The sequence below is a fragment of the Nitrospirota bacterium genome, from assembly GCA_040755395.1.
GTDB lineage: Bacteria > Nitrospirota > Nitrospiria > Nitrospirales > Nitrospiraceae > DATLZU01.
Window position 1 is genome coordinate 82,879 of the sequence record JBFMAX010000005.1, and the last position, 26,552, is coordinate 109,430.

Below are 26,552 nucleotides of genomic sequence, written 5' to 3' on the forward strand. Positions count from 1 at the left end.
CTCCCTCCTTGAATCACGCCGTCACGGCGATGCCGTGGCGCAGGAAGAGGAACTGAAACTGCACGCGGCCCTCGCGCAGGCCGCGCGACAGGGCTTCCGTATAAATGCGGGCTTGGTCCCGATAGGACTCCGCGCGCGCCCGCACCTCATCGATCCCCACACGGTCGGTCTTATAGTCGGCAACCCAGAGTCGCCCGTCAAGCCGGTACACTAGGTCCATGACGCCGTGCATGACGCAGACGTCGCCATCCCCGACCCCCTCGCCCCTCACCCCTCGCCCCTCGCCTACCCATTTCATGGCGAACGGCACTTCCCTCCCCAGCACGGTGGCGCGACGAAGGGCGGCATAGGGTTCGGACGACACGAACGTCTTGAACATCTCGCGGAGTTCGCCGACAATGGCGGCGGCTTCGCCTTGCCGTTCGGGCAAAATGCCGGCGCGACAGACGGCATCGATTCGTGCATCAAGACGGGCGGGATCCTCCGTGAAGTCCCAGCCTTCCAACACGCGGTGGGCGAGGACGCCGATCAGCGTTCCGAGGTCTCGCTCTGTCTGCGCCCGATCGGCGAAGGACTCCAGACCAAGGCCGTCCGCCTTCACCGTCGAGGGTGTCAGATGGCGCGGGGTCGCGCGCAGGCTTCGCCATAGCTCTTCCCGATGACGCCAGGTTGTCGCCAAGGCGACGCAGTCCATCGCCGGCCCTGCACCGGGCTCGGAGAACGGGCGGCGCGGCCTCATCCGCTCCGGCGGCTCGATCACGTGATGAGGGATCGAGACCGTTCCCACCCGCAGCGTCGGTGTCTTCGCGGACCCGAGTTCGCCCTCGGCAATTTCGCTCAGGAGCGTCAGCACGTTGTCGCGCCCGGCCCGGGCCGTGATTCCGCCGGACAACACCAGCCAGTCCTTGGCCCTGGTCATGCCGACATAGAGCACGCGCCGCCGCTCCGCTTCTTCCCTCGCCCGGAGCTTGGCATAGATCGGCACGGCGCCGAGATTCCGCTTCTCCCCGACCGTCAGGCCGTAGGTTCCGGTGGACCAATCATGCGCCACGTAGGGAGCCGAGCCGCCGGGTCCCGCGCCTTGATGGAGTCCCGGCAGGATCACAACCGGAAACTCCAGCCCCTTGGCCTTGTGAATAGTCAGGACGCGGACGGCGTCCAGGGACTCTTCCGCCAACGCGCTTTCCGCTTCGTCCGGCTGGTCCTCCAGACGGGCGACCATCAACTCGACGAATCCGCTCAACGTCAGATGAGGCCGATCGGCCAGAGCCGCAGACGTCTGCCGGACCTTGGCGAGATTGGCCACCGCCTGTTCGCCATGCAGCGATGCCGCCGCCAGCTCCAGCACCGGCAGCCGATCAAAGACCGCGTCCACCACATCGGGCAGCGGCAGATGAGCCGCCGCTCGATGCAGGTCGGCCAGCACTGCATACAGGCGGCGGACCGCGGCCGCCGCGGGGTTGTCCCATCCGGCCAAACGGTCGGGTTGTCGATAATCGAGCGCCTGCCTCTCGCGCAGTTCATAGAGCGCCACGTCCGTCACCGCGCCCAAGGGCGACCGCAGCACGCCGGCCATCGCGACGGTGTCGTGCGGATTGTCCAATACGCGAAGCAGGTTCACCAGGTCGATAACCTCCTGCCGCCGATAGAAATGCTTTTCGCCGTCCGTCAGGTAGGGAATGCCGTGCCGTCGCAAGGCTTCGAGATAGTCTTCCGCCTGCGTGAGCTTCCGGAACAGTAGGGCGATATGGCCTGGCTTGAGCGGCCCCCGTCGCCCCTGCTCGTCCGTCACCGTCTCGCGTTCCAACACCTCATCCTTCAGCCAACGGGCCAGGGTCTCGGCCTCCGCGCGCGTGGCGGTCTCGGAATCGAAGGCCGCCTCCTCGTCCGCCTGTTTCACCAGCCGCAGGCTCACACCGGTCCGCGTCGTCGCCGCCTGCCGGCTCGGCCGAACTTCCAGCCGCACGTTCTCCGGTTGGAGATGCTCCCGCCGCTGAAACAGCCGATCGAACACCTCATTGACCACCGCGAGCACGGAGCCATGGCTCCGAAAGTTCGTCCTCAAGGACAATTCCTCCCCGCCGTCATCGCGGATCTTGCGGACGACGCGGTCGAAGGCCTCAATATCGGCGCGGCGGAAGGCATAGATGGACTGTTTGGGATCGCCGACGATGAACAGCTTGCCCGGTTCCAACTCGATATCCTGCCAGCTTCGCGCGTGGCGGCCGGGACGTTCCGAGACGTACAAGATGATTTCATACTGGACAGGATCGGTATCCTGAAACTCATCCACCAGCACGGCCCGGTAGTCCCGCTTGATCCGTTCCCGAACCTGCGGGTGGTCACGGAGCAGGCTGCGGGCTCTCGCCAGCAGCCCGTCGAACGACAGCCACCCGTCCGCCACGAAGGTGTGCCGCACTTCTTGCACGAACGGCTCGAGCAGGCTGAGCACGTCGAGGAAGAACGCCTGGTCGACCTGCCTGAATCTTTGCGCCAGGCCGATCAAGCCGGCGGCTTCTTCGAGTTCCTCCTCCCCCCACCCCCCGGCGACGCGTTTGTCCAGGTCACGGTCCAACTCCCGCCGCACATCGACGTCCAAGTCGGCCAAACCGTCCAACCCTCGGTCAACCAGGGAACGGAACACCGCACCGGCGGCCTCCAGCATCGACTCGATTTTCCGGCGCTTGGGACGGTCATGGGCGGCGAGGAGCTGGGCGGCCCGGTCTCGCGCGGCGGCCAGCCGATCGCGCAGCGAGGGGTCAAGGTGAGCGGCGGCGAGTTGGCCCCGCAACTCATCCAGATCCACGAGTTCGCTGCAGAGCGACCGGGCCGTCTCGCGCACCTGCTCGAGCTCCATGTGCGCGAGCAGGCGCCGCCACAGGTCATGGTTGGCACCTCCCTTTCCCAGTTCGCGATCCAACCACAGGTCCCACTGCGCGGTGAAGTGCTCGTCGAACCGCAACCCGTCGTCTTCCTGGAACGCAGGGTCCACGCCGCTCTCCAGCGGATGCAGGCGCAGCAGATGCGCGGCAAAGCTGTGAAGGGTCCCGATCTGAGCTTTTTCCAGGTCCTTGAGCGCGGCGTCCGCCCGCGCCGCAATGTCTTGCGACGACAGTCCGTACCGTTCACGCAGCGCGGCGACCTGCCAAGAGACATCCGGCCCGGTGGGCCGAGCCGTCTCCACTTGGGCTAGGGCCAAAAGGCGCTCGCGCAGCCGGACCTTCATCTCCGTCGCCGCCTTGTTGGTAAAGGTCAGCGCGACAAGCTGGGTCACGGCGACCGGCTTGGGTTCCTTCATCAGCAGGTTGACCAGCCGGTTGACCAGCAAAGTGGTCTTGCCCGTGCCGGCGCCCGCCACGACGACGACGTTACGGTCGAAGGTCGTCTCCGCCTGCAGGCGGATGTGATGATCGGGAACCGGCTCCTGCTCATTCATCGGGCACCTGTTGTGTGCGGAGTTCCCGGAGGCCCTTCGCCGGCGCCGCGCGAGACGCCCGCCACCAGGTCGGTCCGTGGAAGCGACGGCACGCGACGGCATAATCGCAGGAGTCACAATATCCGCCGGGGAGAATGAAGAATCGTCCCGCGGCGATCCCGTCGATCAGGGTGACGATGGTCCCTCGGAGCTGCGCTCCGGCGCGCGAACGCCACGCGGAGGCGGGAAAGGTCGATCGCTCGATGGGGCGTTTCCATTTCGGGGCGAGAAACACGAAGTCCACGTGACTCGGGGCCGGTTGGCCGGGAACCTCGATGAGCGCGTACAGAGGCGGCTGCAGCCGAAAGCCCCTCACGCCTGCCTGGAGCAGTTTGCGGTCTTCCGATTTCATGCCGGACCCGACCTTGACCTTATAGTCGATGATGCGCAGCGCGGGGGGATCGTCCCGACGATCCACGCGGTCCAGCCGGCCCTTCACGTTGATCGCGTTTCGCCCATTCGTCCCCGCGCCTTCCAGTTGGCCCTGCGCTTCCAGCTCAAAGGCGATCGGTTTGAAGCGCGATTGCTTGTAGTCCTCCTGATCGGCCTCGACACATACCGACACCAGTTTGGTGACGGTCTCGCGGGTCATCTCCCAGAGCAAGGCATACCCCATGCCCCGTTCGGCGGCCAACTCCGCACACGCAGCTTCCACCGACAGGCGCGCCGCATCTCGAACCGCTGGCGGAGGCAACGCCTCTTCCGGCCATCCGCTTCCGACCAGGTGCTCGTAACACCGGCGCAAGGCTGCGTGGCAGAGTGTGCCCAAGGCTTGCGGATCAAGGGTATGCTGCGCCGGCCGGCGCACCGGCTCGAGCCGCAGCACCTGCGCGGCGAAATACTGGAAGGGACAGCGGGCGTACTGCTCTAGCGCCGTCGGCGCGACGCCCTGGCCCGCCACAGTCGCCCAATGGGCGGCCAGCGGGCCGGTCAACCCGTCGTGCGGGCCCAAGTCCTGCGCTTCGCTTTCAAGCCGCTCCAGGGTTGCTCGGCCGTGAACAAACAGCTCGCTCTCCCGACCGACCGCCTGCAGCCAGGACGACGGGTCCTGCCCGCGCAAGATCAACCAGAGCGCGACCTCCGCAGGCGGCAGCGCCGACTGAACAACCGCCTGCTGCTCCACCCGCTCCAAGAGCCGACGCGGCACAGCCGTCTCCCGAGGATGGTCCGCGGCAAACCAGCGACCGGCCTGGCCGATGAAAGCCGACGGAGCGAGCGCCCGCCCGCCCTCGTCGGCGCGCTGGTAGAGCAGATACACACGCCGGCCGGCCGCGCGGCAGAGGAGCCGAAACAGGAGTTGCTCCTCGTCGTAGCCGGCCAGTTTTTCGTCGATCTTGAAGCCCAGGGTCTCGGCCAGCGCCCGGCGGTGTCGATCGCGCAGGAAAGCATCCTCGCGAATGTACCGAGGAAACACCTTTTCATTGAGTCCCAGGATAAACAGCGCTCGAAACGGCAGGCCGCGGGCCGCCATGGCGTCCAGCACCCTGACCCCGCGGTGGTCCTCGCTTTCGATCGGGATCGTCGTGGCATCGATCGCCTGAGCGAACAGACGGATCCATTCCTCCCATGACAGCTCGTCGCCGAGCTCGTCGAGTTGGCGAAGTTTCGCGACGACCGAGGCGAGCGCCTGTTCCACCGGTGCCAATCGAACGCGCGCCTCCTCGATCGGCTCGTCGCCCTCCGTCGGGCCGGGAAGCACCAGGTGCTTAGCGGCCAGGTCAAAAAACGCGTCGGTCAGTCGGGCCGCCGACCCGCGTGTCGGCAGCGCGCGGCAATCGGCGATCAGACGCGACGCCGCCTGCCACAGCAACCGCAGTTGTCGCGCATCGATCCCCTGCCGCCCGACCCCACCTTCTTCGGCCTCCTCGTCGCGGCCGGTGACCAGGGACGCCCCGCTCGCGTGGGCCACCCGCCGCCATTCGTCTTCGCCGCGCGTGATGTTCAACACCTGGACCGCCAGCTTCCACAGATCCGGTCGCGCCTCCCCCTGAGCCCCCGCTCCCTCCAAACGGGCCAGCGGGGATGTGAGCACGTCCAACATCGCCGCCCGATAGAAGCCGTTCACGGGCAGCGTCGCAAGCTGCAACAACACCTTGACGATCGGCTCATGCACGAGCGGACGCCCGCCCGTCGAGGTGAAGGGAATCCGGTGCCGGTCGAACACCGGCTGCAGGCAGGAGAGATACGGATCGAGGGTCCTGGCCACCACCCCGATCTCGTCGAACCGATACCCGTTCGTCTCGACCAATTGGAGAATCTCCCGGCACACGGCCGCCGCTTCTTCTTCCGGCCCGACGACATGAATCACGCGAAGCTGCGGATGGCCGCCGTCCTGTCGATCAGGCTTCGAGTCGGGCCGGAGAACGCGGGTCACGGCGCCGGGGGCCGGAGCCAGCGGCTGGAGATACCGCTCGAAAAATCGCCTGGCAAACGCGAAGGAGGGGTCGTCTTCCAGCGGGAAGAAGAGCGTCGTCGCGACCCGATTCACGACGGCTTCGAAGAGCGAAAGCTGCACCTGGGTCAGGTCGTAGAAGCCGTAATACACCGCGGAGCGAAGGCCCGCAAGAAACCGCGAGTCGCGCGCAAACGGCACGACCGCATCGGCCAGATCATCCGCCGTGCCCACGCCCAGCGCCCGGGCCGTTTCCGTCACCGCCGCATGCAGCGTAAACAAGGCTTCCAGCCACCGCGTATCGTCGGCTTCAAAGGCTCCCTCGCGGACGCCGCGCAGCGCCTCGGCCGGGTCCACCCCGGCGTCTTTGAGATCCTGCACGGTCGCCCAGAGCGCCGCCCAGGTGCCGGCGGACTGCCCCAGCCGTTGGAAAGGCTCCATCGCGGACAGCCGGCTGCCGACGATGTGGCGGATGAGTTGCTCGAAAAAGAGCCGATCGACGAGCCGACAGGGAGCGGCGACCGATTCAAGCGAGCCGCTCCGGCGTTCGTCCCACAACCGCAGCGCCAACTGATGGAACGTGAGAAAATGGACGTTCAGCAGACAGAGATCGGATTCGACCGCCAACAGATAACGGACACGGTCGAGCAACGGGCGGGATGGAACAATGACGGCGAGAGGAGCGAACGGATCGCCGGTCTTGATCCGTCGAATCTCGTCGGCGAGGGCGGTTTCCAGGTGGGGATGGAACGGACCGGTGACGATCCGAAGCATGAGACCGTTAATCGTTATTCGTTAATCGCTCACCGCACATCCGGATCACGTTTAACGCTTCACGTTTCACGATTAACGTGCGCCAGGCGCTAGCCCGTTTCCGGCCCCAGAAGCTCGCCGTTGCAATCCACGCAGGCCCAGTCGCCGTCGATGAAGGCCATCGGGTCTCCGCAAATCGGACAGTCCGGCGGAGGGCCTTTATCGATCACCGGCAAAGGAGGCAGCTCGAAATCGTCGTCGTCAGGGGACATGGGAAGGTATCTCGTATCTCGTATCTCGTATCTCGTATCTCGTATCTCGTATCTCGTATCTCGTATCTCGTATCTCGTATCTCGTCGCTCGTCGTTGGCCCCCTCCCTTGCCCTCCCCCTTGAGGGGGAAGGGGGGTGGGGGTGATGCGCGTCACGTGTCACACGCCTCGCTGTTGCATCTTCAACTGCAGCGCCTTTTCGGCGCTCTGGCGGCTGGGCACGCCGACGAACGTCAGCCGTCCGTCGATGATCGTCGCGGGCACGGCGCGCACGGCGTGCCGGTTGGCCAGCTCCTGCCCATCCGGCGTCGTGATATCGACCTCGCGATAGCTGAAGCTGTACTTCACGCGTAACTCCTTCCACAGGCTCTTGGCGGAAGGACAAGCTCCGCAGGTCGGCGAATACAGCAACACGACGTTCGGCATATCAAGCGGCCAGGTTCAGGTTGAGGGGACGTTGGTGCCGCATCTTAACACCGCGTCGAAACGGGCCGCAAGCTCGCCCGGTCCGATTGAGGCAAGCGGCTCCGTCCCGGCCGCTTCATTCGAATTCCCCGGCAAAAACCTCAGGAACGCACGCCGGACAGGGCTTCGTGTCCTTGACAGCTTCAGGCCGGATTGTTAGGGTCGAATCCGCATCGCGCCGTCTCGCAATACGCTGTCGAGGCGCGGCACGATGTCCTGACTAGAGGCTATGTTCCTGTGGGCCGGAGACCTGCACGGGCAGGAGTACTGCCGAAGGGGACGGTCCACCCTTGCGAGAAGGAGGCAACGGCATGCTGGCCACGCAAGTTCGTCAGAAGGACGGCGTCTTTTACTTCGTCGCCTATCCGGCTGAAGATTTGCTGCGGAAAGTCCGCTTCATGAGCCGGTTCTACGGCGAAGGCGAGCAGATCGAACCGGCGGAAGTCGAGGAAGAAGACGAGATCGCGCATTTCATCGCCAAGATCGAGCGCAGCGACAAGGCGTTCCAGCGGCAGCTCTCGCGAGCCAAGGTGCGGGCCATCACGAATTTTTACGAAACGGCAGTCAGCCAGCCCCCCATCCCCGGCACGGTGTTGCTCTTCACCCCGGAGCGGCTCCGTTTCGAGCCGGTCGGCTCTTTCGAGCATGCCGGCCATCTGGAGGAACCCAGCGGTCCCTATCTGATCATCGACGGCCAGCATCGCCTGGCCGCCCTGCACTTCTACCATCGCGACCGCCCGGACGAGGCCCGGGGCATTCATGTCCCCTGCGTCATTTTCGACGGCCGGAGCGAAGATTTCGCCACCGAGATGTTCGTCATCATCAACTCGACGCCGACCCGGATCAACAAGAGTCACCTGGTGGACCTGTACGAACGGGTGTCCTGGGCCGCTCCCGACAAGAAATTCGCCGCGCGGGTCGTCGAACGCCTCTACAGCGAGCCGGACAGCCCGCTCCGTTACCGGATCAATCGGCTGGGCGGCCGCAGCAAGCAAGAAAAATGGATTCTGCAGGCCGAGTTGTTCAACGAACTGCACCGGTGGGTCAGTCGAGATTGGCGAAAACTGGAAAAGGAGGGCACCGGCGTCACGGAAGCGGCCCGGTTTTATGGGGTCGTCCGCGATTTCTTCAAAGCGGCGGAGCGGGTGTGGGGCGAGACCTGGGGGCATGCCAACTACATGGTCACCAAACCCGTCACGCTCAAGGCCATGGTGCGGGTCTGCGCCGACCTGGCTGCTCAGGACCGGGGCGGGGCCGGCGACCGTCTCACCCGCTGGGAACACCGCCTCGCGCCGTGGACAGAATTGACGCGGCAATTTCGCGTGGACGGCTTCTATGAGCGGTTCCCGGCGAAAGGCCAAGTGGAGCGTGTCGCCCGCATCCACCGCGAACTGGCCAAGGCCATCGGGCTGGAGCCGTCGCGGCTAGGCGGAAAGGAAGGCAAGGGGAAAGAGTGAGCCAACGCTTGAATCGCGAGGAGGACTCTGGGTAGAGTACCCCACACTCTTGATCTCCCAATGAGGTCCCCATGGCCATGGCGTCGGTGATGCTGCCGCTCGGCACAGCCGCTCCTCCGTTCGCGTTGCGCGATGTCGTGAGCGGACAGACGTACTCACTCGAGTCGTTTGCGGGAAAGACCGCCCTGCTGGTTATGTTCCTTTGCCGTCACTGCCCCTACGTGCAGCACGTCCAGCACGAGATCGCCAGGATCGGACGAGACTACACGGATTCGGGACTCGGCATCATCGCGATCAGCAGCAACGATCCGGCGCAATATCCCGATGACGCACCAGAGCGACTCAAGGACATGGCCCAACGCCTCGGATTCCGATTCCCCTTTTGCTTCGACGAGACCCAAGAGGTCGCCAAAGCCTACAAAGCCGCCTGCACGCCGGACTTTTATCTGTTCGACGCTCAGCGACGGTTGGTCTACCGGGGGCAACTGGATGACAGCCGCCCGAGCAATCGCCTCCCTGTCACGGGCCGCGATCTCCGCGCCGCGCTTGACGCGGCGCTTGCCGGGAAGCCGGTCGGCCCGAACCAGAAGCCCAGCATCGGTTGCAGCATTAAATGGAAACCGGGCAACGCTCCCGACTACGCACAATAGACAGCGATGCCGGCATGAATAGCGCCGTCCTTCGCCAACCGTGATTTATCCTCCGCTTGCGCGACGGGCGAGCACGGCGAGATAAGCGAGATTCCCATTTCCAAGTCCCGCTCGCACCTCTTACGCATCACGCGTCACGTCTTCACCCTCACGGCCTCACCTCCACGTGCAAGCCGGCGCTCGCCTCTTCGACGACCACGCTAACCGTCCGCTTGGTCCGGCGAAACTGGAGTGTCAGCTCGCCCCCGAGCACCTTGAGTCCGCGGATTCTCACCCAGTCGAGAAACCGCGGCAGACACGGACGGGCGAGCACAAGCGTGGAACGGGCATGGTCGATCGCGATCCCGAGCACCGCGCCGAGCAAGGCCCACGGCACCGCCGCCGCCCACGCTTGCGGCGTACAGGCGACGGGATACAGGGTCGGAGCGGCGTCCCGCCGCCGGCTGAAGCCGCAGTAGAGTTCCGGCAGACGCCGAAGCTCCATGTGGACGGCGGCCTCGAACATCGATTGGAAGATCGCCAGGGATCCCGCTCGGTGACCTTGCCGCGCGCAGCCCATGGCAATGAGGGCGTTGTCGTGCGGCCACACCGACCCGTTATGATAGGACATCGGATTGTACCGCGCTCCCCCCACAGCCACCGTCCGGACCCCCCAACCGGAAAAGAATCGGGGAGACAACAGTGTGTCGGCCACGGCCCATGCCCGCGCGGGCTCGCAGATATCCGTCAGCAGCAAATGACCCGGGTTGGAGGTGAGAACCCGGCAAGGCTGCAACGCGCCGTCCAGCGCGAGCGCGTAAAAGTTCTTGTCCGGAAGCCAGAAATGTCGTTCGAACTGCTGCCGGAGCGCCGTGGCGTGACGTTCCTGGGTCTCCGCGAACGCGACATCGCCAAGCGTTCGTGCCAACGCGGCGGCCGCCCGCCGGGCGGCGAATAGGTAACCTTGGACCTCGGAGAGCGCAATGGGCCCGCGAGCCAATTCCCCATCGGCATGGAACACGGCGTCTTCGGAATCCTTCCATCCTTGGTTGCGCAGCCCGCGCGGGCTCTCGCCGCCGTAGGTCAAAAACCCCCGGGCGTCAACCGTGCGATCAAACCACTCGACGGCCTGTCGCACGTGGGGGTACAGGCCCTTCACCGTGTCGAGGTCTCCGGTACGGCGATAGTATTCCGCTGCCAGCCACACGAACAGGGGGGTCGCATCGACGCTGCCGTAGTACCGCCCGAAGGGAATTTCGCCCGTGCGGGCCATCTCGCCCTGTCGCATTTCATGCAGCACCTTTCCCGGTTCGGCATCGCGCGACAGATCGACGCAGTCCGCTTGGTAGGCGGCGAGCAGGCGCAACACGCCGCGGGCGTAGTCCGGATTGGCCCACAGGACCAAGTACGCGGTGAGCAGACCGTCGCGTCCGAATACGGTCGAGAACCAGGGGATGCCCGCATAGGGATACGGTCCGTCCGGTGTATCCGTGGTCAGCATGACGAGATCCGCGGTGGCGCGACACAGCCACTCATTGAACAGCTCGTCCGACGTCTCCACGACAGGAAATCGGCGGCTCCCCGCGATACGCGCTTGGTGCGCCCGGCGCACACCGACTGCATAGGGCGGCACGGGCCGCTCGTCGTTCCCGTCGCTGTCGCAACGAATCGTCATGGCCAGCCGGACCCGCTTGCCGGGAGCCAACTGCAAGACAAACCCGGCTCGTTCAACGGTCAGTTCCGCCGGCGCCGGTGAAAACTCGATCCGTGTCGAACGCCGCAGCCCGTCGAGCCCGTGATAACGGAGCCAGACCCGATGGTTCTCCTCGGTCTCGGCTGAAAAGGTGCCTCGCCGTTCACGCCGAACCCCGCGCGCCTCGAAGAGATCGCGGAAATCCGCGCCAAATTCGAGTTGCAAAGTCACGGTCAGGGCCTTGCCGGCGAAGTTCCGCACGGTGAAGACATCGTACACGGTATCGTCCCATGCGAACTTCATGCGGCGAATGTGCACCGAATCTCGCGGGAGCTCGAGTTGCCCGTCGGCCCAGAGGTCGGGATTGGCCAAGTCCACGTTCAAGCGCGCATTGTTCCGCTGCACGCTCGAACTCAGAAAGAGCGGGGGACGCCCCTGGATGCGCAAGCGCAAGAGACTCAAGTGCCGGGTGTCTCGATAGTACAGCCCTTCCACCCCTCCGGCGAGACCGGAGAGATCGCCGAGCACATCAAAGACGGCGAACGTGTCTCCGTGCTTGAGAATGCGGCTGCGCTCCAGCCCTGAGCCCACCGCCGGAATATAGAAGGTGGGGGCCGATGGATCAGTCGTGCTCATGCGGTGACTCCGAGAGAGACACGGGAGTTCCGTGCGGATTGCCGAGGGCCCATGGTCACGCCATCCTGGGCCATGCGCTCGGCGAGAAATCGCCGCCCGAACGCGGCCCGAATCATCCGGCGATCAAAAGGCGGTGTGCGGGCTCCTTCCAGCCATCCGGGCAGGGCCTACGCGAATCCCCGCTCGCAAACCCTCCCGACGCGGCAGCCCGCAGCTTCGCGGGTAGCTAAGGCCTGACACAAATACATGAAGGCAAAGGTCACACTTGTCAATGCTTCTCTCGGTCCGTGTGAGATTCCGGACCCAGATTGCCATCAGACCATGGTTCGCCCTCCAATCGGCGTCTCAGATGAAGTCACTGCGCACGGGGGGCAGTCACACCGTGGCCCACACAGCAGCCGCTCGGGGCAGCGAAGGTGAACACCCGGCTCAGCGCATTCCAACGATTCGCCTCCTGCGGGGACTTGAAGAAGACGCCGTTCGCGGTCTCCAGTTGGAGTTGCAGGAACTCGCGGTACATCTGACGGGGTCCCTCGGTGGACCTCGGCTGGGGAGCCGGGAGGATCACAGTCGCAGGCATCGAGGCCACCGGCGGCGCGACGATCGTCGGCGCAGCCGCCGCTTCTGGGCTGGGGACCGTTCCGACAGCCGCAGCCGGTTCAGAGGACGCGCAGCCAGACCGCGGCCGATTCGCGAAAGAGTCGTCCGCGCAGCGATAGAGAGACTCTGCGTCGGCCGACGCGGCCATGCACACGCCCATGAACACTAACAGGATGCGTCACATTTTACACTCCTTCCGTTGAGATGAGACTCGCGTCGCGCCGATAACCTCGCGGTTACCATCATGACGACAAGCAGATCTTGTGCGCAACGCTTTTCGGCATCTCAGATGAACTCGCACGCGAATCGCGCGAGTGGCACGTCTCGCGTGACTTGCCTGCTCAACGCTTTTCGGCATTCCAGATAGATTCGCCGTCTACTGCAAGGAAGAACGTCGAAACTCTTGCAACACGCTCCCAACGGGGCCGCCGCCGTCCACCAGTTCGCTGCGCTCAATGAGACTCAATGGGGCCGCGGCATTGCTGCCGCGGAATCGATCATGCCGCAAGTGACGGTCGCGCCCTGGGATAAGCTTCAATGGGGCCGCGGCATTGCTGCCGCGGAATCCGCGTTCGGTTGCACAGGCGCAACATGACTTGCACGTGCTTCAATGGGGCCGCGGCATTGCTGCCGCGGAATCGCAACGGGGGAATACGTCAAGATCACGGGGGTAGGTGGCTTCAATGGGGCCGCGGCATTGCTGCCGCGGAATCGAAAGCGCGGCAGGCGATTTACACGGCTATTGCTGGCGCTTCAATGGGGCCGCGGCATTGCTGCCGCGGAATCATAGGATGCTACCTAGAGCCGCACGCGAGATTGCACGGCTTCAATGGGGCCGCGGCATTGCTGCCGCGGAATCCCCCACGCGTGCCGTTACGCTGGCGTCACGACCGAGCTTCAATGGGGCCGCGGCATTGCTGCCGCGGAATCCTCAGGAATATCTTGTGCGGCGTGGCGTCTTCCAGGCGGCTTCAATGGGGCCGCGGCATTGCTGCCGCGGAATCGATGCGGAGCGCCGCCTCCAGGGCGCCGCGGATGGCGTGCTTCAATGGGGCCGCGGCATTGCTGCCGCGGAATCTACGTTCAGCGCCGGGCGTTCTCCCGCGACCCATACGGCTTCAATGGGGCCGCGGCATTGCTGCCGCGGAATCGTTTTGGCGCGAACTAGCCGCCGACCTGAAGAAACTGCTTCAATGGGGCCGCGGCATTGCTGCCGCGGAATCTCCCGCCCGGCCGCAACCACAGGAGGGCAGGTCATGAGCTTCAATGGGGCCGCGGCATTGCTGCCGCGGAATCCGGCGTGACGCGCCGGTGGGGCACGCGGTTCGTGGCTGCTTCAATGGGGCCGCGGCATTGCTGCCGCGGAATCTGAGTGGCCACGACTGGATGACTGCGACCTCGGATGGCTTCAATGGGGCCGCGGCATTGCTGCCGCGGAATCGGCACGTCGCCATCCCTGACCGTGAAGCTCCAGCGCGCTTCAATGGGGCCGCGGCATTGCTGCCGCGGAATCGGACAAGGCAAGTATTGCAGTCGCTTGTGTCAAGGCGCTTCAATGGGGCCGCGGCATTGCTGCCGCGGAATCCAGGAATCTCCGCATATCGGCGGTTCGCCAGCTTATTGCTTCAATGGGGCCGCGGCATTGCTGCCGCGGAATCCCAGAGCAGATACCAATCGGTCTGCTCGGTCGTCAAGGCTTCAATGGGGCCGCGGCATTGCTGCCGCGGAATCAGCGTCGCCCGCACCTGCTGCGCTGAAGCAGAAAGCGGCTTCAATGGGGCCGCGGCATTGCTGCCGCGGAATCACGACGGCGGCGGCTCAACCCGTCGTCGGCGACACGCTTCAATGGGGCCGCGGCATTGCTGCCGCGGAATCTACGTGCCCCGGCACTGCCCGATCCCCCGCTCACGGCTTCAATGGGGCCGCGGCATTGCTGCCGCGGAATCGTGAGGCAGTAGAGACTCGCACACAAATTCAGTATTTGCTTCAATGGGGCCGCGGCATTGCTGCCGCGGAATCGATCGGCAAGGAGTTTCTGAAAGCGACGACGCCGGAAGCTTCAATGGGGCCGCGGCATTGCTGCCGCGGAATCTGGGCTGATCGCCAGCACGGCGGGCACGCTCGTCGCGCTTCAATGGGGCCGCGGCATTGCTGCCGCGGAATCGGGCAACACGTTCCGTGTGGATGGTCGGCAGGTCGCGCTTCAATGGGGCCGCGGCATTGCTGCCGCGGAATCGAACGAAGAGAAGCCATATAGTTTGTATTTCCAAGTGCTTCAATGGGGCCGCGGCATTGCTGCCGCGGAATCGGCTTCGATGTCGCCGCAACGAACCCCGTCACGGAGCTTCAATGGGGCCGCGGCATTGCTGCCGCGGAATCGCTTGAGTGCTTAACACTCAAGTTGAGCGAATAAACGCTTCAATGGGGCCGCGGCATTGCTGCCGCGGAATCGCGCCCGCAGTCCGCGACCTGTCCGTGCGCGAATGGGCTTCAATGGGGCCGCGGCATTGCTGCCGCGGAATCTCCGGGGAGACTTTTCTCTCGCAGCGATGAACGTCTCGCTTCAATGGGGCCGCGGCATTGCTGCCGCGGAATCACACCCGAACTCCTGTACAACTTCGGCGATGTCCTGGGCTTCAATGGGGCCGCGGCATTGCTGCCGCGGAATCGGGAGCCAAGCAGCCGGGTTCGCTCGGGACTTCGTTGCTTCAATGGGGCCGCGGCATTGCTGCCGCGGAATCGCCAAGATCAAAGCGGCCTCGCTCGGCGAATTGGTCGCTTCAATGGGGCCGCGGCATTGCTGCCGCGGAATCAGCTCTCGTTGATGTGCATGTTTTTCTGCACGTCCCGGCGCACAGTGCGAGCACCTCCGCTTTCAAGCAGTAGTATCTCTACGAATTGCACTTGTCTCACCTCCTCTCATTGCTGCCGCCCCGACAACTCAAGCGGTTCCATCGTCGCGAGCGCTTCCAGGGTTTCCACCGGCACACCACCGCTCGCGATGCACGGCAAACAATCTTTCACACCACTTGCGCCTGCCGCTCCACCTGCGTGAAACCTTTGCCCAGCGATTCGATGCTCTTAATCGGTCGTCCCTCCGTCGGACCCAGGTCGACAATGAGCACATGGTCTTCCTGATGATTGATCAGTTCGACCAGCGCGGCTTTCATCTTGATGACATCTATCTCCGGGAGATCGCACTGAAAGACCGAAAGCTGCACATGCGCGCCGAACCCCTTCATCGTCTTGAACACCCGCCTGAGTCGCTTAGGATCGCAGATATCATACGTGACGATGTACAAACGTCGCATAGCTCACCCACATCTACGGGGACAGACCCCGCGCGCAGACGCGGGGAAGGGGGTCAGTCCCCACCCCCGCGTGGCTCACCGGGTCGTGAACGACGGATAGTTCGGGATTTCGCCGAGCAGATAGCGCCCGAACAGACGGGCCTGCACCTCCAGAATACGACGATAACTCACTTGATAGCCGAAGACCGGATGCGTAATCTCCTGGCTCATCCGCCGCTCGTAGGTCTCAATAAAACGCCGGCGGCCCTCTGTCGTCAGTGCGACGCTTCCCATGCGCCGAATGAAGTCCGTCGCTTGCACCTCGCCGTTGTTAATCGCCGTCAGTACCACGGAATCCGCGATGAGCGGACGAAACTCTTCCATCAGATCCAATGCCAAGGCCGGACGCCCGTAGCGTGACTGATGATAGAACCCGAGAAAGGGGTCCAGCCCCACCGCGTGGAGGGTCACCGTCCACTCGCGAGTCAGCATCGCATAGGCCAGAGAGAGGAGCGCGTTCACGGGATCCTTCGGCGGTCGGCGGTTCCGCCCCTCGAAATCGAATTCCGGCGGCGCCCCATCGGCCTTGAGCATGCCCCTGAATTCGGCGAAGTACCGACGCCCGGCGGTTCCTTCAATGCCGAGCAGCTCCTCCAGCGACTGCGCTTGGCCGGCATGCTGAAGATCGCGCTTCAGATCTTGCAACACCGTCGCCGGCGCCGCCATGTGATTGCGCCGTAAGATCGTTCGGCAGTTCGCAATCTTCGCCTGCACCAACCGGGACGCGAGCCTGAGACAGAACCGCTGATCCATCGCGGCGGCGTACTGGCGTCGCCGCAACTCGACGTTCTTGTGCATCAGACCGGTGGTGAGCCCGTAGAACCACCCGCCGCTGGACAGGTACGAAATGGGAATCTCTCGTTTACACAATTCCTGGACGGCTTGAGTGCTGACCTGAACGTAACCAAACAGCACCAGATGGGAGACTTCTACCAGCCTGGCTTCCGCCAGCACCTCGTCATGATCGACGACTTTCAAACACTCCCCATCCTTCTTCACGCGCGCGCCGGGCTGTTGCACATACAACGGCAGCGCATCGTCCCGCGCCGGAAGAAGACGCCGCAGCGTCGAGGCCGCCTGTGCGTCGTCCGCATGCTCCTGCCGCAACCAGCCGATCTCATCCGGCAAACAAATACGGACGAGAGAACAGCGTGGACACTTCGGACTGTCCACGAGCGGAGGCGGCACCGCGCCGCTTCGTGCCATCCCGCGCATGCCCGCGATCAATTCTAATGTGCGGTCGATCAGGGCCTGATCGAACGTGATCGCTACCCGCTCCCGGGACCCCACAAAGTACAGGAATCCACCGTCGCACTCGTACCCGTTGTCGCGGAGGACCAGCCCTTGCGCGCACAACTGCACCTGTTCCGGCTCCCACGCACCCTTGCCCACATGCGGCCGCTTGCCCCGCTTGTAGTCCACCGGCGCGACGGTCGTCCCCACACCTTCCACCAGATCGATCTTTGCCGTCAGTCCCAGCCGCTCCGAGGACAGCCAGACCGAGCGCTGATGGATACCCGTCTCGGTATCCGCTGGTGCCTCATCCTCCAACGGCTGCCGTTTGGGGCTCTCATCCACCCGGCGATGGTGGAACCGCCCCTCCACCGTATCGACGCTGTCGGCAAACTCGCTCTGCACCCATTCCAGATAGGCCAGGCGTGGGCAGTACGCGAACTCGTTCAGCATCCGCACAGGGAGGAGCGGCTCCTCCGTCACCGAGAGAGGCGTGTCACCGGCTTCCTCGCTCATACAGACACTCCTTTCGCTATTCAGTTGTCAAAGAACGCGGCCGTATCGGTCAGTAGCCCATCAAATTTCGGTGTGTGTTTCTGACCCCACTGACACCGCTCACACCGCCACACCCAGCCCCAGGCCCAAGGGCAATCATTCCTCAAACTCACCGCGCGACACACCACTCTGCCGGATAATCGAGAGTAAGGTCCCGATTCTCAGCTCGGCATAATCGGAGACAGGAACCGTGACCGTCCCGGAGACATCACGACGTTGCATGACCACCTGACTGCCCCGCCGACGGACTTCGGTGAAGCCGTGGCGCTCCAGAATGCGACAGACTTCTCTTCCAGAAAGAACACGGAGTTTACCCACGCGCTGCCTCGAAGCGCGTGACAAAAATCTCCGTGTGCATGCGCCGCCGAATCTCAGCAGGATCGGCGCACTCTAAGAACAGTTCCACCGCTTCTTTCAGGTTGGCAGCAGCCTCTTCTACCGTCGTGCCCTGACTGGCAACGTCCAACTCCGGGCAAAGGGCCACATACTCCTGCCCCTCCTTCTCGATGATTGCGGTGTAACTCCCTCTAGTCATGTCAGTTCCTCCTCCTTGCAGAGCCTACCCCCTCTGCCTCGCTTTCCACGACCATCGCCCATCTCGCCTCACACCTCACTCCTTATCACCCACCACCCTGCCTGTGCTCCGCACGCAGTCAGGCCCAACCCGCACCACGCCGAAGTGGCGGACACGCGCATTCCGCGCGCGCATCCGGAAAGAACTTGGCGTTCGGCACCCGAGCTTCGGGTCATTCTCAACGATAGAATTCTTCATTCGGGAGAACGGCGCATTGTGATTTTGCGATCCTTCATCAGGACTTCCCGATGTCGGATCAACACCCGTTCCTGCCTTACCCTTCAACGATAGGCTTTACCCCGAGGCAGTACACGGTAGACTCTCAGCTTGCTGTCTTCGACTTCAAACCCTTCAACGAGCACCCGAGAATCGCCCACACGCGATCGGGATTCCGGTGTGCGAGCGGTCAGACCTTTGACATCACCAGCAAGATCGGTCCGCAAAGCCTCGATCGTTGATACAACCCTGGCAGGCTCCCGCTTGGGCCAGGCCTGGAGTTCTTGGCTCGCCCTCGGTTTGACTCAACGTCGTAAAATATTCACCCCCATCGCCGTTTCCTCCCCCGCCGCCACAAACTGCCCCAGGCCGAAGTGGCAGGCATGGCCGAGGGCAAACCTTTATAGTTACCCGGCACTCCACACCAAGGCAGACGGCCGCAGGATCGCGTAACCCTGGCCAAATTCCGAGCGGACCGATTCATAGATTGCAGCCACTCCCCGCCTTTCGAGCGACTCCCATTGATCCAGCCTTCCAAAAAGTTCCGATGTCAGAAGTAATGTTCTAAGCGTGTCGAGGCCAATGGGTTTGCTCCAGATCGGCCATACAAATCGAGCAACACCGTCCTGCTTGGCGAACGCTGCCGTGTCAAGTCTTCCGCGTGCAACCACTGTCGGGAACAACGGCAAAGCCTCAACCGCGAACCACACGGCAGCTCGAACACATACGGGCTGCTCACTTGTTGGGGCTCGGTAGCGCAGTGCATACATACGCTCGGTAATAGGATCCCAACCGAGAGAATGATATTGATCTTGGTAGTGCCAGGGGCCGAATAAGGCTTCGCGGATCGCATCTTCACTGCCGTTTCGTAACGACTCTGCCACCTCGCGAACGCTTTTAAGAAATTTCTGTTGACCCGAAGTCATATGAAACGCTGTGGGCTTTACAAGGCCTTTGGACCCGTCGGCCTTCATTTCCGAGCCATAAGCAGCATAGTAATCTGCTTCCAGACGCTCACAGTAGCGCGCTTTCTGAGCCTGCTCTCGCAGTCGCCGTTTATAAGATTCAGGCCGCTCCCTGATGTCGTCGCTCCAGGTGAAGACTTCCAACCTTCTCGCTCGCAAATACTCGGCTAACTGTGACACCAGCGATGTCTCGCCTTGACCAGTGGGCAGTGTCAAAACCGCCACCCAGTCATCTTCCAACTGCCAGGACAAGCTAGCAAAGGCCAAGGCTGAAATCTCGTGACATACGCGTAGTAGACCGAATGCTGCCAGCGCACCCAGAGGATTGCTCCCAATAAGACCAGTTAATTTGATGTCAGCTTGCCCAATCATTCATTGTCCAAGCTCAGACCGGCGATGGTCTGCCAAACGGACGATGGTCTCAAGGTAGGCGAGCCCCCAATACCCATACCGACGGATCAGTCGCCAGAATCGCTCCGACCACCCGCTGTCCAGCCGCTCAAGCTGATGCGTCCCATTAAATTCCAGGTGCAGGCCATCGAATTCGAATTTCAGGCTTTCGATCCCGTCATCCTCTATAGCTGGCATCAACGGCCGGCCACGTCCGTGATGCGTGCCGATCAAATACAAAACCAGATCCCGATCATGAGACTTGTCGAGAAGGTGATTGTGGCTACTGACGATCGAAACAGAATAACACTCATGTCGGGCTCCAGCCGGAAACCCAGCTCGCTCCCGGGCGACGCGACGAGCAACATGGTCGTTCGGGTCCATAACCCCAGACTTCGCCAAAAGTGTGCCAGACCTTTTTGCGGCCATGCGGTCGCCGCCCCACAGCCAGGCTTGGAACCTGGGATCGGCCTTGCCGAGGTCATGCAACTTACCGGCTAGAAATACGTCTTCCGCCAGTCCATCAGGAAGTCCTATGTGGGTGGCGAATGTCCGCGCGAGTTCGCCCACGCCCTTGCAATGGCTGTCGAGGCCTACCTCGCGCGTCAACGACGCGGCGTCGTCTTCGTCGGTAAATTCCTTTTCGATGAATTGTCGCGATCGCAAGAGGATCCCTTGGGGATTCTCGGCAGTTGGGTAGACGATCTCTCGGCGACTCTCCTGCAAGGTAAACAGCACATCGCGGATATTCGCTTTGAGGCCTGGCAGTCGCAAAAGCTGCCCAATCAGTTCATCGCAGAGGGCAGATAAATCCTCGCCGTCTGTATAACGTGCCAACAGATCGTCCACCATGGTCACAACTGTTGAGACATCATCAGATGTACTCTCGCTCTCGAACCATTGGGGAATAAGGTTGCGGTGGATTCTCAGGGCATGCTTGCCTCGTCGGAGCCAATTGGCATGGTCTGCAACGTCCTTCACAGGCGATTGACTTGACGGGCACCACCCAAATCTGTCGTGTCCACCATAGGAAGCCGGGACTACGAGTGTGTCTCCGGATTGAACCTCGTCGGGACTGACCAGCCGACTATGTTCAGGCCCTCGCCAGCACAAAGCATACCGAGGCTGCTGTCCCTTCCGCGCAGGTTCTTCCTGTTCTGATCGACCCTCGACATCGGCAATCTCTTCAGGCCAGTTACCTCGAAGCCATGCACGCACACTCCAGACAGGGATGGAAAGAGCCTCAAGGGAATCAGGTGGCAATGCAGCAACCGTGGCCACCACGTCTTCTTCATCATCAGGCCCCAATGGTTCTTGCAGATCCGCGCGCCAGATGACTTGCACGTCTTCGGGCTGTGTTTCCTTACCGTGCAGATAAAGCGCGATCTCTGGCTCGACCATTGGAGGTGGGCTAGTCTGCGCTAACAGGTCAACGTGCGCCGGCATCAGCACCGGGGCTGGCGCTGAGGGCGTGAGCAGCTTGACTAGATCTTCCCCTGCTGGCAGCACCGCCCGCATTCTCTCAATGCCGAAGTCCATAACGTTCATGTACTCTTTGGGCTTCTTTCCCTTCGACTTAACGGCTACCTTCTCCATCCATTTCCATGTCTCGGTTAAAGCATCCCCATACACTGGATCAGGTTCACCGGCTTTACCGAGGTCCATGTAAACAATGACGGACGGGCTTTGTTCCCTCAGACCAAGACGATTAAGCCGACCAAAGCGCTGGCGCAGCGCATCCAGGGCCGCGGCTTCCGTGAGCAGTGCATCAAAGTCAAGATCGGCTCCTACTTCCACGGTTTGGGTAGCGACGACATAAAGCGGTTTCGGATTTGCGCCGGCAGTCCGACCGGCTTTCATTCGTGGGAAGTATTCCTTTAGCAGCTCATCGCGCTCGAACGGTCGGATACGGCCAGTGAGCAGGAGTGCGTCACTTCCATCTTCATTGCGAAGCCGTTCAAATACCTCCCTGGCCGTTGACACACGATTGACGACGACGCCGACCACAGGTGCTGTGCTGGTTTCCAATGTCGTGGTCATCAACGAGCGCGCTTTACCGACGAGGCTCTCGAGCAGGAGTCTGCGTGTCACCTCCGGGCTGTCCTTGTCACCCGTTAGCTTCAGCAGTTCAGCCTGCTTGGTTCGAGTCAGCCGAGGTCCCAGGATCGGGTGCCCCCAATCGGCATTGCTGAGCGAGAACACCTCTGCTTCCCCAGGAGGCGGGGTCGCCGTCATTTGCACAACCGTGGACGGTTTGCCGACCACATGCTCAGCCCAAGCCTCACTTTGGTACCGACGCACCCACTGCAAGGTCTCGACGAAGGGGCGTGACAGATGAGCCTCGTCCAGTATTAAGAGGCTATCAATGCCGACCAATCCCGCATGAATTGGGCGCATGAATTCTCTGACGCCATATCCCCGAAACAGGAGGCGCGACCCGACTTGATCCACGGTTGTCACGATGATGGCCGGTTGTAACGGATTGCGAATGAACGCGCGTTCCCGTGGCAACCCTCCGCGCAATCGGATTACCTCAAGAGGCTCGGCTCCGTCTTCCGCTGAGAGTGTGACAAGCCGCCGCGCGACTTCGGCCAAAATGCCGTGCCCAACGGTAAGCGCAGAACTTAACCGATCTCGAATCCGACAAGCCCGCTCATAGGCTTCGTCCACCACCAGCCGACGGTCAACGATAAAAAAGATTCGCCGCGGAGCCTGCCGCTTTGAAGGCGGCTTGTCCACCTCAAGTGCCAGATGAAACAAGGCAATATCCATGGCCGCAGTCTTGCCCGCGGATGTCGGTAGATCGAGCACAGCCGTCCAGCCTTGCTCCGCCACACGCTTGGCAAGCCGCTCTTGCCAAGGGAAAGGCCAAACCTTTTCCTCGTGTGGGGAATGGAGCTCGGAAAAGAAAGCTTTGAAGTCGGCTGCCTTCATGGGTGTTCCCCACAAAACCAAGGACGACAAAGCCCAAATCCCAAATAGCGCCCCGCTCCAAGAATCACCGGGCCTTGGACAGGTTGGGCAAACCGAACCCAGACGTGTGCTCTAAAACGATCCGAGAGTTTGCTTGGAGGTACAAAATCCGATGCCTTCGGGACACCGCGAAAGGCACTGACCGGGCCTAACCGGACCTCAGCCGGCCTAGGAAGACCGATCATTTCACAAAGTTCGGCAAAGACCTTTCCGCCGTCTTTCCCTGGTCCAACGTGGTACCGTTTAGGAAACCTACCAAACACAACCGGCGTAACGCTTGCCCAAGTATCGGCGGGCTTGGTATAGGTCACTAACCTCAAACCTGCCGGCGTTCGTGTTTCAATGTCAGCATTGACGAGCTTCACCAGCCATACCCCGTGCCGGCCAAGCATCACCGACTGGAATTCCTCAAGCCTGTCCTCAAGTACTTCATAAACGTTTTGAGGCGCGCTTGCCGGAAGCCATAGCGCAAAGCCCATGAGATGGCCGTCCGCGTATCGATGCCCTACGTCCGCCAGCGGAACAATAGCCAGATGCGGCTGTTGCAATCGTGCACCATCTGGCATGTGACCGGAGATTACCTCCGGCACGGGATCAGGAAAGAGGGCCATAACGGCCTTGCGGACGGTCGTTGTCAGCTTCGCAATGGATTCCAAGGGCGGGCATGGTCCCCCAACATGTCTAAAGGCTATGGCCCGTCGAAATACGCTCGCCGGGAATGAAGCTCGCGCTTCTCGCACTACCCGATACCGTGTCACGCGGCCAAGCCGAGGCTGGATCGTCGCGTTCACTTTGCGCAACTCATAGACTTGTTCCAGATGCCGCAAGCGACCCGGGCTGGTCGTCCGCAGCATGACCGTGCCCTTGGGGTCGGGAATCAAAGTCGGAGCGGGTGATGAGTCGTCCACTCGAACTCGAACCCGAACCGGTGACATAGAATGGCCTAGGTAGGTTACGCTTTCCGCGATTCGTTGTAAGGCCGGCCCATGCTGTTTCACGCCGGATGCTCCCTGCCATATGAACCACACACGCGGGTTTTGAGGAGTGAAAGCTGGAAACCATCGTTCACCTCGATTACGTCGAATGGCAATACCATCTGAAACGAGGGGATAAAGGGAGATCTTCCCACCTTTGCCCTTTTTTAACTGGTCATTGCTGTCATTCGCTGGGACAAAGACCTCATGGATATCGCGAACGTGGCCATTGTGCAGCGGTGGAAAGGCAGCAATATGCGGCACTGGTAACGCTTCCAGCCATTCTAATGCCGCACGATCATCGGTCCCCAGCTCACACTCCTTGTACGCAGCGACGAGCGCGGAAAAGAGACGAGATGGGTGCGGTGGCCATTCGACGGTGCGCCGGTCATAGTGTGCGGCAGCGAGCACCCGGCCCATCAAGTATTCAACTTCCAGCGCAAACATGCATCACTCTTATTCGGTGCTCTTAGCTTCCCGACTCTTGCGAACCAGTTCTACGAGTCTCTTCTCTGGAGTAAGAGAAACCGGTTCCTCCTGCCAAGGTAGCAGTTGTGTCGCGAGCTTCACAGCTTCTGCGAAGAGAGCATCGGCTTCGGCTGACTTGAGTGAGAAAGGTTCGACTGTGCCGTCGTTCGCAATAAGTTCGAATGGCGAGTCGCCTTCGGGAATCAGTAGGCATCGAGACCGGAGATCATAGCCTTGCTCACGTAGATGCGCGATCGCTGTCAATGCCAGCGCGGCGAGCACCGTACGTGCAACGGCGTTGCCTTCTTCCGTTTCTTTTCCATTCAGTGGGAAGCGGAGCCGGCGGAGCGCAGGGAAAGAAAGGACAGTCGTCTGAATCGCATGATCAATTGTGACCCCTCCTGGCAAGACATCACCGTCCCTGATTTCTTTGTACATCGTTCGCAGAGGACCTTTGTTCTGTTTCTGGTCATACCGCGAAAAATCCGGTGGGATATTCCCGTGAACGAAATCGGACGGTTTGGCCTTCTTTGAGTCTCCCCTCTCGGTCTTTTTGGCCCTTGCAGAGTCAAGAGTCCAATCCCCATCGTCAGTCTCAAACACCTCGGCGGCTTTTGTGATCCCTAATGGATCAATCCTGGAACTGGTGCGAACGCCTTCTTCAGCCCGAATCCCGATAATCTCGGAAGTGACCGCGCGTTGGAATTTGTTGCCAAGGCCGCCCTTCGATCCGGTGGAATCCCACACCCCGAAGATCAGTGCATGTGGGCAGTGCTGAAACAACGCCGTTGCGTTGCGGATATTGGCTTGAACGAACGCTTGCCCGATATCCGAGTCCCGAAACTTCTTCCCATTCAGCATGCTGTCTCGAAAGATCGCGTCTGCGATCCGGTGCGGCGCATCAAGGGTTGTAATGACGCCGATGTCCGGAAACTCTTTGCTGAAATCTACCCGCAGCATCGGCAGCTTGAGTTTTTTCGCGCGACACGCTTCGAGCAGCGCTTGCTCCATGCGATTGGCCTGAGACTGCACAGAATCGAGGAGCACCGTCTCGACCACTTCCCCATTGGCAAGTCGCCGTCTTTCCCACGCATACACACCGCCAGAATGGGTTGGTGGAAACACCTTGCTTCCCGGGCCACCAGCCGGCTGGAGCCGGACGATCAGCCGTATCGCAGCGTGGTTGCCAGCAATAGCCTCCTGAAGCTTGCTCAAAGTCAATGAATTAGCCATGTGCGCCTCCCTCGTCTTTACGAAAGCTGTTCAATGTCCCCGCCGCCATAACCAGCCCAAAACTGCCATCGCCGTTTTGCCCAAGCCCGTCGGCACGTCCACTAATTCGGGCAAGGCCGCATCGCAGGCGAAGCGGATTTGAAATGGATACGGCTCATGTCCCGTGGCCTGCTTGAACCAGCGAGAGAACTGTTCCCCGTTGCCGACCTTCATAGTCTTCATATAGTCCCCGTCTGCTGAATTACCGCCCCTCGATCCGCCAGCCATTGCCGTAGGGATTGTTGGGCGAATCGAACCGGAATGGACTGCCCGCCCCGTAAGGGTTGTTGATCGAGTCAGGCGAGAACGGCGAGCCGTATCTGCCGAGTGGGTTAGAGGTCGAGTCCGGATCGTAGGGGTTGGCGCTGAGCTTGCCGCGGTAGTTGCCCTCCTGGTCATAGAGCCGGGGCGCCTGAGTGGCGTATGGATTGGTGGCGGACTGATTACTGAACGGGCTCCCGTAGAGACTGAACGGGTTGTTGACGCCATTGGGCGCGAAGGGGGACCCTGCCCCGAAAAGGTTAGCGATCGATTCGGGGCGGAAGGGATTGGCGCTCAACTCACCAATGTCAACAGGCTGCGCTGCGATCGATGCCATGTTTACCAGCACGAGCGCGCATCCAAACATCATCATCCTCGAATGCATGGCCGACCTCCTCTTCGTTGCGATGTGCCGGTAGGTCATTTGCACTTCCCCTGGCCTTCAGAACACCAATGGTTTTCGGGTGTTTCCTCATGGTCGATGGCCGGCGCCGTCCCCAACTGCCGGGACAGGTCTCCCATCTCCTCGATCGCCTGAAGGATGACTTCCAACGGCAATTGCGCCCAGCGCCGGAGTTGTTCGCGGCGCGCGCCTTCGAAGCTCGTCAACCGCCAGTTGATGGGCGGTGTTTGTGAGTCATGGTCCGGCATTGTCTTCCAACCTCATGCGTAGGTGTGAGATGTCGGGGCGATCCCGTTTCCGTCGCCACAGCCACCCCGGCATCGCTATCGCGATCTTCCCCAAGCCCGTCGGCACGTCCACCAAAAGGCCCGCACTATTCGAATCCCCCTCACCCATCCCCTCTCCCGCCGGGGGCGAGGGATTCCAAGGAGCCCCCTCACCCACCCCCTCTCCCGCACGGGGAGGGGGATGTAAGAGAAGTCTAGGCTCGCAGGCGACGCGGACCTGGAATGGATACGGCTCATAGCCTGTGGCCTGGTGGAACCAG

The 26,552-nt window shown here is 61.9% G+C and carries 19 protein-coding genes and 1 CRISPR repeat array; of the genes, 2 read left to right on the forward strand and 17 right to left on the reverse strand.

Going from position 1 to position 26,552, the window contains the following annotated elements; translation table 11 throughout:
- Positions 1 to 13: 13 nt before the first annotated feature.
- The 4 genes from AB1555_10005 to AB1555_10020 all read right to left on the reverse strand — a co-directional run bounded on the left by AB1555_10005 (position 14) and on the right by AB1555_10020 (position 7,317).
- Positions 14 to 3,436, reverse strand: a complete 3,423-nt coding sequence (locus AB1555_10005; protein ID MEW6247030.1) for a UvrD-helicase domain-containing protein — start codon at positions 3,434 to 3,436, stop codon at positions 14 to 16.
- Positions 3,429 to 6,641, reverse strand: coding sequence for a PD-(D/E)XK nuclease family protein (locus AB1555_10010; GenBank protein MEW6247031.1), 3,213 nt, complete (start codon positions 6,639 to 6,641; stop codon positions 3,429 to 3,431). Before AB1555_10010 ends, AB1555_10005 begins: the two co-directional genes overlap by 8 nt.
- Positions 6,642 to 6,730: 89 nt before the next feature.
- Positions 6,731 to 6,892: a hypothetical protein gene (locus tag AB1555_10015; GenBank protein ID MEW6247032.1), complete on the reverse strand. Its 162-nt coding sequence runs from the start codon at positions 6,890 to 6,892 to the stop codon at positions 6,731 to 6,733.
- A 158-nt stretch (positions 6,893 to 7,050) separates the two neighbouring features.
- Complete coding sequence (locus AB1555_10020) at positions 7,051 to 7,317, reverse strand: thioredoxin family protein (GenBank protein MEW6247033.1); 267 nt, start codon at positions 7,315 to 7,317, stop codon at positions 7,051 to 7,053.
- Between the two features lie 350 nt (positions 7,318 to 7,667).
- On the opposite strand from AB1555_10020, the gene AB1555_10025 reads away from it, so the two are divergent.
- Positions 7,668 to 8,813 (forward strand): DGQHR domain-containing protein, encoded by a 1,146-nt coding sequence (locus AB1555_10025; protein ID MEW6247034.1) that lies wholly within the window; start codon positions 7,668 to 7,670, stop codon positions 8,811 to 8,813.
- A gap of 71 nt (positions 8,814 to 8,884) precedes the next feature.
- Positions 8,885 to 9,463 (forward strand): thioredoxin family protein, encoded by a 579-nt coding sequence (locus tag AB1555_10030; protein MEW6247035.1) that lies wholly within the window; start codon positions 8,885 to 8,887, stop codon positions 9,461 to 9,463.
- A 148-nt stretch (positions 9,464 to 9,611) separates the two neighbouring features.
- Here AB1555_10030 and AB1555_10035 read toward each other — a convergent pair whose 3' ends face one another.
- From AB1555_10035 to AB1555_10095, 13 genes are all read right to left on the reverse strand, one after another.
- Positions 9,612 to 11,771 (reverse strand): amylo-alpha-1,6-glucosidase, encoded by a 2,160-nt coding sequence (locus tag AB1555_10035; protein ID MEW6247036.1) that lies wholly within the window; start codon positions 11,769 to 11,771, stop codon positions 9,612 to 9,614.
- 355 nt (positions 11,772 to 12,126) lie between these two features.
- Positions 12,127 to 12,351: a hypothetical protein gene (locus AB1555_10040; GenBank protein MEW6247037.1), complete on the reverse strand. Its 225-nt coding sequence runs from the start codon at positions 12,349 to 12,351 to the stop codon at positions 12,127 to 12,129.
- A 479-nt stretch (positions 12,352 to 12,830) separates the two neighbouring features.
- A CRISPR array of direct repeats spans positions 12,831 to 15,184; the repeat unit is 36 nt; unit sequence GCTTCAATGGGGCCGCGGCATTGCTGCCGCGGAATC.
- Between the two features lie 207 nt (positions 15,185 to 15,391).
- On the reverse strand, positions 15,392 to 15,682 hold the full coding sequence (gene cas2 / locus AB1555_10045; protein ID MEW6247038.1) for a CRISPR-associated endonuclease Cas2: 291 nt from the start codon (positions 15,680 to 15,682) through the stop codon (positions 15,392 to 15,394).
- A gap of 75 nt (positions 15,683 to 15,757) precedes the next feature.
- Positions 15,758 to 17,470, reverse strand: a complete 1,713-nt coding sequence (gene cas1 / locus AB1555_10050) for a CRISPR-associated endonuclease Cas1 (protein ID MEW6247039.1) — start codon at positions 17,468 to 17,470, stop codon at positions 15,758 to 15,760.
- Positions 17,471 to 17,605: 135 nt separating this feature from the next.
- Positions 17,606 to 17,827: a type II toxin-antitoxin system HicA family toxin gene (locus AB1555_10055; protein ID MEW6247040.1), complete on the reverse strand. Its 222-nt coding sequence runs from the start codon at positions 17,825 to 17,827 to the stop codon at positions 17,606 to 17,608.
- Entirely contained in the window at positions 17,820 to 18,044 is a 225-nt protein-coding gene (locus tag AB1555_10060) for a type II toxin-antitoxin system HicB family antitoxin (GenBank protein ID MEW6247041.1), read from the reverse strand. The genes AB1555_10055 and AB1555_10060 overlap by 8 nt, the downstream gene beginning before the upstream one ends.
- A 662-nt stretch (positions 18,045 to 18,706) precedes the next feature.
- Complete coding sequence (locus tag AB1555_10065) at positions 18,707 to 19,636, reverse strand: hypothetical protein (protein MEW6247042.1); 930 nt, start codon at positions 19,634 to 19,636, stop codon at positions 18,707 to 18,709.
- Positions 19,637 to 22,588, reverse strand: coding sequence for a type I-U CRISPR-associated helicase/endonuclease Cas3 (gene cas3u, locus AB1555_10070; GenBank protein ID MEW6247043.1), 2,952 nt, complete (start codon positions 22,586 to 22,588; stop codon positions 19,637 to 19,639).
- A complete protein-coding gene (gene csb2 / locus AB1555_10075; protein MEW6247044.1) occupies positions 22,585 to 24,048 on the reverse strand; it encodes a type I-U CRISPR-associated protein Csb2 in 1,464 nt (487 codons plus the stop codon). The genes cas3u and csb2 overlap by 4 nt, the downstream gene beginning before the upstream one ends.
- A 9-nt stretch (positions 24,049 to 24,057) precedes the next feature.
- Positions 24,058 to 25,302 (reverse strand): type I-U CRISPR-associated RAMP protein Csb1/Cas7u, encoded by a 1,245-nt coding sequence (cas7u, locus tag AB1555_10080; protein MEW6247045.1) that lies wholly within the window; start codon positions 25,300 to 25,302, stop codon positions 24,058 to 24,060.
- A gap of 30 nt (positions 25,303 to 25,332) precedes the next feature.
- The gene (locus tag AB1555_10085) at positions 25,333 to 25,524 is read right to left on the reverse strand and encodes a hypothetical protein (GenBank protein ID MEW6247046.1); all 192 of its coding nucleotides are present in this window, start codon (positions 25,522 to 25,524) and stop codon (positions 25,333 to 25,335) included.
- A 19-nt stretch (positions 25,525 to 25,543) separates the two neighbouring features.
- On the reverse strand, positions 25,544 to 25,987 hold the full coding sequence (locus AB1555_10090; GenBank protein ID MEW6247047.1) for a hypothetical protein: 444 nt from the start codon (positions 25,985 to 25,987) through the stop codon (positions 25,544 to 25,546).
- 35 nt (positions 25,988 to 26,022) lie between these two features.
- Positions 26,023 to 26,253, reverse strand: a complete 231-nt coding sequence (locus AB1555_10095) for a hypothetical protein (GenBank protein MEW6247048.1) — start codon at positions 26,251 to 26,253, stop codon at positions 26,023 to 26,025.
- Between the last annotated feature and the right edge of the window lie 299 nt (positions 26,254 to 26,552).

Coding starts and splice junctions, on each gene's coding strand:
- AB1555_10005 (MEW6247030.1), bottom strand. CDS start 3,436: ATGAATGAGCAGGAGCCGGTTCCCGATCATCACATCCGCCTGCAGGCG.
- AB1555_10010 (MEW6247031.1), bottom strand. CDS start 6,641: ATGCTTCGGATCGTCACCGGTCCGTTCCATCCCCACCTGGAAACCGCC.
- AB1555_10015 (MEW6247032.1), bottom strand. CDS start 6,892: ATGTCCCCTGACGACGACGATTTCGAGCTGCCTCCTTTGCCGGTGATC.
- AB1555_10020 (MEW6247033.1), bottom strand. CDS start 7,317: ATGCCGAACGTCGTGTTGCTGTATTCGCCGACCTGCGGAGCTTGTCCT.
- AB1555_10025 (MEW6247034.1), top strand. CDS start 7,668: ATGCTGGCCACGCAAGTTCGTCAGAAGGACGGCGTCTTTTACTTCGTC.
- AB1555_10030 (MEW6247035.1), top strand. CDS start 8,885: ATGGCCATGGCGTCGGTGATGCTGCCGCTCGGCACAGCCGCTCCTCCG.
- AB1555_10035 (MEW6247036.1), bottom strand. CDS start 11,771: ATGAGCACGACTGATCCATCGGCCCCCACCTTCTATATTCCGGCGGTG.
- AB1555_10040 (MEW6247037.1), bottom strand. CDS start 12,351: ATGCCTGCGACTGTGATCCTCCCGGCTCCCCAGCCGAGGTCCACCGAG.
- cas2 (MEW6247038.1), bottom strand. CDS start 15,682: ATGCGACGTTTGTACATCGTCACGTATGATATCTGCGATCCTAAGCGA.
- cas1 (MEW6247039.1), bottom strand. CDS start 17,470: ATGAGCGAGGAAGCCGGTGACACGCCTCTCTCGGTGACGGAGGAGCCG.
- AB1555_10060 (MEW6247041.1), bottom strand. CDS start 18,044: ATGACTAGAGGGAGTTACACCGCAATCATCGAGAAGGAGGGGCAGGAG.
- AB1555_10065 (MEW6247042.1), bottom strand. CDS start 19,636: ATGATTGGGCAAGCTGACATCAAATTAACTGGTCTTATTGGGAGCAAT.
- cas3u (MEW6247043.1), bottom strand. CDS start 22,588: ATGAAGGCAGCCGACTTCAAAGCTTTCTTTTCCGAGCTCCATTCCCCA.
- csb2 (MEW6247044.1), bottom strand. CDS start 24,048: ATGTTTGCGCTGGAAGTTGAATACTTGATGGGCCGGGTGCTCGCTGCC.
- cas7u (MEW6247045.1), bottom strand. CDS start 25,302: ATGGCTAATTCATTGACTTTGAGCAAGCTTCAGGAGGCTATTGCTGGC.
- AB1555_10085 (MEW6247046.1), bottom strand. CDS start 25,524: ATGAAGACTATGAAGGTCGGCAACGGGGAACAGTTCTCTCGCTGGTTC.
- AB1555_10090 (MEW6247047.1), bottom strand. CDS start 25,987: ATGCATTCGAGGATGATGATGTTTGGATGCGCGCTCGTGCTGGTAAAC.
- AB1555_10095 (MEW6247048.1), bottom strand. CDS start 26,253: ATGCCGGACCATGACTCACAAACACCGCCCATCAACTGGCGGTTGACG.